The sequence below is a fragment of the Vibrio sp. LB10LO1 genome (assembly GCF_010092875.1).
Lineage (GTDB): Bacteria > Pseudomonadota > Gammaproteobacteria > Enterobacterales > Vibrionaceae > Vibrio > Vibrio campbellii.
On the sequence record NZ_JAADJW010000069.1, the window covers coordinates 1 to 6,656 of the forward strand.

Sequence of the window (6,656 nt, forward strand, 5' to 3'; positions counted from 1 at the left end):
CGGTTGATGCAGAAAATCGGCTTAAATCTGTGTCCGGTATTTGTTGACCACTACATAGCAGGGCGTTATGTGAAATGGGAGAATTTCGTTGTATCGGTTTGGTCTTTTCAAGCCTAAGTTTTATGTTGGGCTATTAAATTATGTAGGCGTGCCTTCGATCATTATCTATTTTGTCTTTATGTGTGTAGTGCCATGGTTTTATGGTGATTGGGATTATGTCCATGGTGTTTGGTTAGATTGGCAAACTTTGAATACAGGTGTACTTGCTTTCCTTTCGAGTATAACGGCATTTAACATTTCCAGCGTAGCAGTTGAAAAACAAAGACAACGAGATTTTGTAGCGTCAAGAGCGCTCTTACCTCAAAAGTTAGATGATTTGTGTCAGTATCTCAGTGAAAGCGCAAGGAGCCTCCAAGATGCGTATTACTATAGTAAAAATCGCTCCGAAATGTCAGAAATTACGGTGCCTAAATTGAGTGACGCTCATTTCGAAACGTTTCAAGAGTGTATTCGGCATGCAACTCCCGAAGTTGGTGATTATTTGGCAAAAGTGCTAAATATGCTGCAAGTGCATGGTGCACGACTCGAAAGTGTCTGTAAGAAACCGCAAACGAACCGAAGATATTACAACACACTTTTCTTTGGACTAGCCGAACTTAAAGTAAGTGTTGATGACTTGTTTCCTCTAGCTCGTGGTGAAGAGGATAATATTTCGGGTAAAGTGGACAAAGAATCAATAAGTAAGGCTCTTCATATTTTAGGTATTTACTACGAACATACAGAAAATCTAGAGTCTTATGTAAATGAACAAGTGGGAAAAATTTCACATAACAAAGCGTTTAAGAGTGATTCGTAACGCGTGGCATTTTTACTATGCGTTTGTTTTAGTGTTTAAGGTGGTGTGCGGTGACATCGGTATTGCGTTACTCACACCTTAACGCGGCGTTATAAATCTAAGGAGGCATCAGTGAACTTATACAAGTTTCAGACAGTCAACGATTATTCAATGTCTGCTTTATCAGAGCTCAGCTTATACTTTGCTAGAACTGAGCAATTGAACGATCCTACCGAAAATATGTTCTGTTTGCTTGACCCTAATGAACACGATAAATACTCCCCGGATTTATCAAAACTAGGAAATATGGGTGTTCTCTCGATGGCTTTTTGCGAGCAATCAAAGGTAGAAGAGTCACCTTATATGTGGGCTCACTACGGAAATGAACTAAAAGGTTTCTGCTTGGTGTTTGACTATAAATTATTCAACGAGAGTAAGGGAGACTCGTTAGTTAAAGTAGGTCCAGTCAAATATGTAAACTTTCCTCGTCTGTTATCGGGGGAAAACCTTATCCATGAAGGAAGCGGGCTTGAGGATGTTACAGGGGTGGATTTTAAAAAACGCAATCTAGAACGGATCTATAATACTTGTTTCTTCTACAAACCTGCTGAGTTTCAGTGCGAGAGAGAGTATCGGTTTCTTTCGTCAAATAGCGGTTTAAAAAAATATAAACCTAGTGCGCTGCTTAGCGTAATAATTGGCGAAAGAATGAGTGATAAGGATAAGGACAGGCTTATTACTAATCTCAATGCTTTGGGTTTTACAAATAAGCTAAAGCTTGCAAAGACTAAAGAAAATAGTTTTAAAATCCACATTACACAGTTTTAGCCCGATTTATAACAAACTGTTTAAGAGTGATTCGCAACGCGTGGCATTTTTACTATGCGTTGGTTTTAGTGTTTAAGGTGGTATGCGGTGGCTTCGGTATTGCGTTGCTCACACCTTAACAGGGCGTTATGTGGTTGGAGAGAAATTATGAATCCATCAGCGGTTCTTGTTCATGTCCCAGATGTAGCGAAAGGGCTTGAATGGTACAAGAAAGCTTTTCCAGAAGCCGTTCCGGTTTACCATCCTGACTTTGATTTCACGGTGCTTGATCTAAATGGTTTCTCATTAGAAATAGTCCAAGCAGACAAAAAGGTTGGTGCTGGTAAAAGTGGTACAGTTGTTTACTGGTCAGTAGATAATTTATGTGTTGCTCTGGCTCATTTTGAAGAACTAGGTGCGTGTCTTTATCGTGGACCAATGGAAATCGAAGATGGGCTTTCAATGTCCCAAGTTGAGGACCCATTTGGAAACTTAATAGGACTACGTGGGAAAACCACATAACAAATTGTTCAAGAGGGATTCGCAACGCGTGGCATTTTTACTATGCGTTGGTTTTAGTGTTTAAGACGGTATGCGGCGGCATCAGCATTGCGTTGCTCACCCCTTAACAGGGCGTTAGTGGGCAGTGTGTAAATAGTAAAATGAGAGCAATCAAATGAAAGAATTCAAAGTAGAGTACTTGATCTTGATGGATGATGAAGGCGCTTTTTGCGATGGTAAGCCTACATTCAACAAATTGTTGCAAGTTAACTCTGATATTAAAATTAGTAACAGAAAGCTTATATACAAAGGGAGCTTTGATGTTGAATATGGTTTGATTTCAGGAGAGGTAGAGAATAAAGGACAACGATTCTTTCAGTTGACATTAAGTGCGAAGTGCGAACGTGATAAACTTGATATTTTTGTGGAATTGCTTAGAGATATAAAAAAATTAATTCAAAAATCTGGCGGAAAACCTGAAATATTGGTTGATGATATCTCTACTTTTTATTCTCAAGAATCGTACCCTTTGATTCATTGTATCGAGAATACAATGAGAAAGTTAATTACTAATTTCATGCTTAGAAAAGTCGGAACAAGTTGGCTAAAGGAGTCATCACCAGAAACCTTCAAAGTAGCAGTAGAAAAAAGCAAAAGAAAAGACGCACCACAAGTTTACAAAGTTGACTTTATTCACTTGGCGGACTTTTTATTTAAGCCTTATTCTGTTCATAACACCAAGAGTCTATTTGATAAAATTGATGCTGCCGAATCAATAGAATCTTTAAAGCTAGAACAACTGAAAGAGTACATTCCAAAATCTAACTGGCAACGATATTTTTCGGAAATTGTTGATTGTGAAGATTCATTTCTAGATTCTCGTTGGAGAAAACTATATGAGTTGAGGTGCTTAATTGCTCATAACGCAATTGTCACAAAGCGTGATTATGAGAGTATTAGGCAATTAGTAGATGAGATTAATGTTAGCTTAGACAAAGCCATAAAAGATATAGACAAAATCTCCGTTCCAGCAGATGATAAGGAAATTGTTGCGGAAAGTGTGATGTCAAATGTGAATTCACTATATGGTGAGTTTATAAGAACGTGGAAGCGGCTGGATTCTTTAGTTATAAAAATATCAAGAATAACAAACAACCATCTCCGAGAGAGAATTATGGCTGATGGTCGAATAAAAAGAGTTCCTGTGCCCAAGCATATCTTATATCGAGATTTAAAAAAGTCATCCTTATTACATTCTGAACTCTTTGAGAAGCTATTATATTTACAAAACTTTAGAAATCGTTTGATGCATGCAGAAGAAATGTTCTCTGATTCGGAAATAGAAAGTAACATTCATTTAGCTCACGAGTGCTTAGCTCAACTAAACCATGCGTATGAAGTATCGATGACAAGAGTGGCAACTATAGAGTTAGATGATAATGTTCCAGAGTCAATGTCTGGCATTATCCGTTTAGGTCGTGTTGTTGTTGAAGATATAGACGGTTTACATGAAAGAGAAGATCTAATCGATAACTCGGAATTCCAAGATGTGAATGATCTAATTCAATATGTTTCCTCTAATACTGGGGTTTTCATCGACAATGTGCGGGTTGCCCACTAACAAACTGTTTAAGAGTGATTCGCAACGCGTGGCATTTTTGCCATGCGTTGGTTTGAGTGATTAAGGTGGTATGCGGCGGCATCAGTATTGCGTTGCTCACACCTTAACAGGGCGTTATGTTGTTTGAGGCTAACAATGAAATATTGGTTACTACTATTGGTATCAATTCTACATTCAGGTTTAAGTTTTTCGGGTGACGAAGTGAAGAGTAATCCAGTTTTATCCAATGACCTTTTATGGCAGAGGACAATTATCGAAGCTAAAGCGAGCATAGGATCCTTTCGCGAGCTATTGTCTAAACCTGAGCTTGCATCTAGTTTTGCTCTTGTAAAAGTATACTTCCCAGAACAAGGTGCTTACTTGTGGTTCATGGTGGTAGATGTAGATTCAAAGTCTTTCGTGGTTCAAGCTTTTGAAACACTCCCTCAGTTAGATCATATTGTCGTCGGTGAAGCGTACTCAGTTTCAGATGAAGATATCGTAGATTGGTCTCTGAATAACAGTGGTTCAATGTATGGTGGATTTTCAATGCGTTACATCAGAGACCAAAAAACAAAAGACGAAAAAGACAAATATGACCAGTATGTAGGCGTAAAAGAATGGATGCCTTTGCCTTGAGTCTACAACATAACAAATTGTTCAAGAGTGATTCGGCACGCGTGGCATTTTTACTATGCGTTGATTTTAGTGGTTAAGGTATTATGCGGAGGCTTCGGTATTGCGTGCCTCACACCTTAACAAGGCGTTATACCTATGCAACCACTTGAAATTCAAAAGTATGCCTACATATTGATATCGTCAATTAATCAAATGTAGGGATACATATGTCAATTCAAAATCTAAATCCTGGCGATATTGTTGTCAGCAACTTCGGTGTTTATCAGCACTGGTCTCTAGTTTCAGATTCTTTGTGTGAAAAGGGGCTACCTATGCTCATTTCTGCAACCCAACGAAATGGCACCGTTCAAGAAGAGAGCTGGGATGTGGTGACTAAAGGTAAACATACCTATCCAGCTAAAGTGACTTACGACCGCCCAGTTCCAGAGGTACTCGAACTCGCTCGTTCTCAAATTGGGGAGTGGAAATACTCGCTAACAGACCGAAACTGTGAGCATTTTGCTAAATGGGCTACAGGTTTAAAAATGTCTTCGACTCAAGTTGTTGCTGGTGCAACTGGTGCTGTTTTGGGCGCAAGCTTAGTTGGTTTATGCTCAGAAAACCCGAAGTTTGCTAAATTTCTCGGTGGTGCATTAGCTCTGGGCGGTTTAGCCGTTTTAGCTACTAAAGCCGTCGAGAAAAAATAGGTATAACAAACTGTTTAAGAGTGATTCACAACGCGTGGCATTTTTACTATGCGTTGGTTTAGGTGATTAAGGTGTTATGCGGCGGCATCGGTATTGCGTTGCTCACACCTTAACAGGGCGTTATAACTACTTTTTGAGTACATCATTAGGAGAACGAGATTGTACGAAAGTTCATTTGAAATTCGGCTTGATTATAAGCCTTCGACAGGCAAGCCTGAACGAGTGTTTTTGGCGATGGCAGCTTATGTGACTGCTTTTGAGAACTTGACGTTTACTGTCGGCAAATCAGTAGATGCTGACCTTAATTTCACTTATGAACTTTCGGGCGTTCAAATTGGTTCTCTTAAAAGCATAATCAAGTGTACTTCTGGCTTGCAAAAAGTAGCTAATGCGTTGACTTCAATACCTCTATACATCGCTAATTCAATGGTTGATTTAGATAGTATCGAAAACGAAGACGTTATCGATAGCGCCGTGAAAGGTGTCGAGGACGAACTTCTTGCGCATGGCGCTGTAGAGTTCCCCAATCAGGTTAATATTGACCGTTATCAATACGCCAAAGATCTCAAAAGCCTTTGCAAGGCTTCCGAACTACTGGCTGATGGCGAAACTATTGACATTCGTACGCCTCAGGCTAACAACGTCACGTACCTAAATACGAGAGTCAGATTCGATAAAGAGGTCGACGATTTATTTGTTGCTGACAGCACAGAGGTTAAAAAAATCGAAACCTTACTGGTAAAAAAGCCAGTATTCTTAGGTGACTCTCAGTGGGACTTTAAGAGTGTAGAGAGAAATGTCTCATTCTCAGCTTCCATAGAGCATAAGGAATGGCTAGGTCGTTATCAAAGCTGTGATCTTGGGCATTTAGACCCAGGAGATGCATTAATTGCTTATGTCTGCTATCAGGCAGTGAGGTTGAAAGGCTCAAAGACATATACTCATAAACAGCACCGTATCTTGCATGTCGAACGTGTTGTAAAAGGAAAAGAGCTGCAAATTCGTATTGAAGAAGCGGAGAAGTCTCGTGAAGACAGCAAATAGTAATATTCTTGCTTTAATTGCTGACTACATTTTCGTAATACTGCCTTTCGTCATAATACTGATTGTAAGAAGTGCCCAAGGGGTGAGTGGTTCTTTTTATATGCTTCCCGATTGGGGCATAGCCGCAACCATAGTATACGGACAGTTAATTGTTAAGCTTGCTACGGCTCTCGCTAAAACGAATAAGCCAAAGAAAACTTCAGCGGTGAACTTCTATCTAACGGTATTAATTGCCTTTGGTCTAGTGGTCAATGTGGTGATTAATATTCTGATGTTAGTTATTCCAAACGAGGTACTAGGTAAGACTCAGATAGTACTGTTTACTTTGGCTACCATTTGTCATTTTATTATCGGATCAGCTGTAAATCATATAGAGTCGGCAACAGAGAAAGCGTAGTTATAACAAACTGTTTAAGAGTGATTCGCAACGCGTGGCATTTTTACTATGCGTTGCGTTTAGTGTTTAAGGTGGTCTGCGGCAACATCGGCATTGCGTTGCTCACACCTTAACAGGGCGTTAGAGCGCAGGAGAAAAAAGATGAAT

8 protein-coding genes and 1 pseudogene are annotated in these 6,656 nt (G+C 39.5%); all 9 read left to right on the forward strand.

The window, feature by feature from the left end; all coding sequences use genetic code 11:
• Positions 1-88 precede the first annotated feature (88 nt).
• Positions 89-856 (forward strand): hypothetical protein, encoded by a 768-nt coding sequence (locus GXP65_RS24365; RefSeq protein WP_162093921.1) that lies wholly within the window; start codon positions 89-91, stop codon positions 854-856.
• A gap of 111 nt (positions 857-967) precedes the next feature.
• The gene (locus GXP65_RS24375; protein WP_162093922.1) at positions 968-1,663 is read left to right on the forward strand and encodes a DUF2971 domain-containing protein; all 696 of its coding nucleotides are present in this window, start codon (positions 968-970) and stop codon (positions 1,661-1,663) included.
• Between the two features lie 147 nt (positions 1,664-1,810).
• Positions 1,811-2,164, forward strand: a complete 354-nt coding sequence (locus tag GXP65_RS24385; protein ID WP_162093923.1) for a VOC family protein — start codon at positions 1,811-1,813, stop codon at positions 2,162-2,164.
• 154 nt (positions 2,165-2,318) lie between these two features.
• On the forward strand, positions 2,319-3,764 hold the full coding sequence (locus tag GXP65_RS24395) for a HEPN domain-containing protein (protein ID WP_162093924.1): 1,446 nt from the start codon (positions 2,319-2,321) through the stop codon (positions 3,762-3,764).
• A 135-nt stretch (positions 3,765-3,899) separates the two neighbouring features.
• Positions 3,900-4,382, forward strand: a complete 483-nt coding sequence (locus GXP65_RS24400) for a DUF2314 domain-containing protein (RefSeq protein WP_069687321.1) — start codon at positions 3,900-3,902, stop codon at positions 4,380-4,382.
• Between the two features lie 206 nt (positions 4,383-4,588).
• A complete protein-coding gene (locus GXP65_RS24410; RefSeq protein ID WP_107247677.1) occupies positions 4,589-5,068 on the forward strand; it encodes a lecithin retinol acyltransferase family protein in 480 nt (159 codons plus the stop codon).
• Positions 5,069-5,227: 159 nt separating this feature from the next.
• Complete coding sequence (locus GXP65_RS24415) at positions 5,228-6,112, forward strand: hypothetical protein (RefSeq protein ID WP_162093925.1); 885 nt, start codon at positions 5,228-5,230, stop codon at positions 6,110-6,112.
• Positions 6,096-6,509: a hypothetical protein gene (locus GXP65_RS24420; protein ID WP_047690452.1), complete on the forward strand. Its 414-nt coding sequence runs from the start codon at positions 6,096-6,098 to the stop codon at positions 6,507-6,509. The genes GXP65_RS24415 and GXP65_RS24420 overlap by 17 nt, the downstream gene beginning before the upstream one ends.
• 10 nt (positions 6,510-6,519) lie before the next feature.
• Positions 6,520-6,622, forward strand: a pseudogene (locus tag GXP65_RS25510) (DUF3265 domain-containing protein).
• Positions 6,623-6,656: the final 34 nt, after the last annotated feature.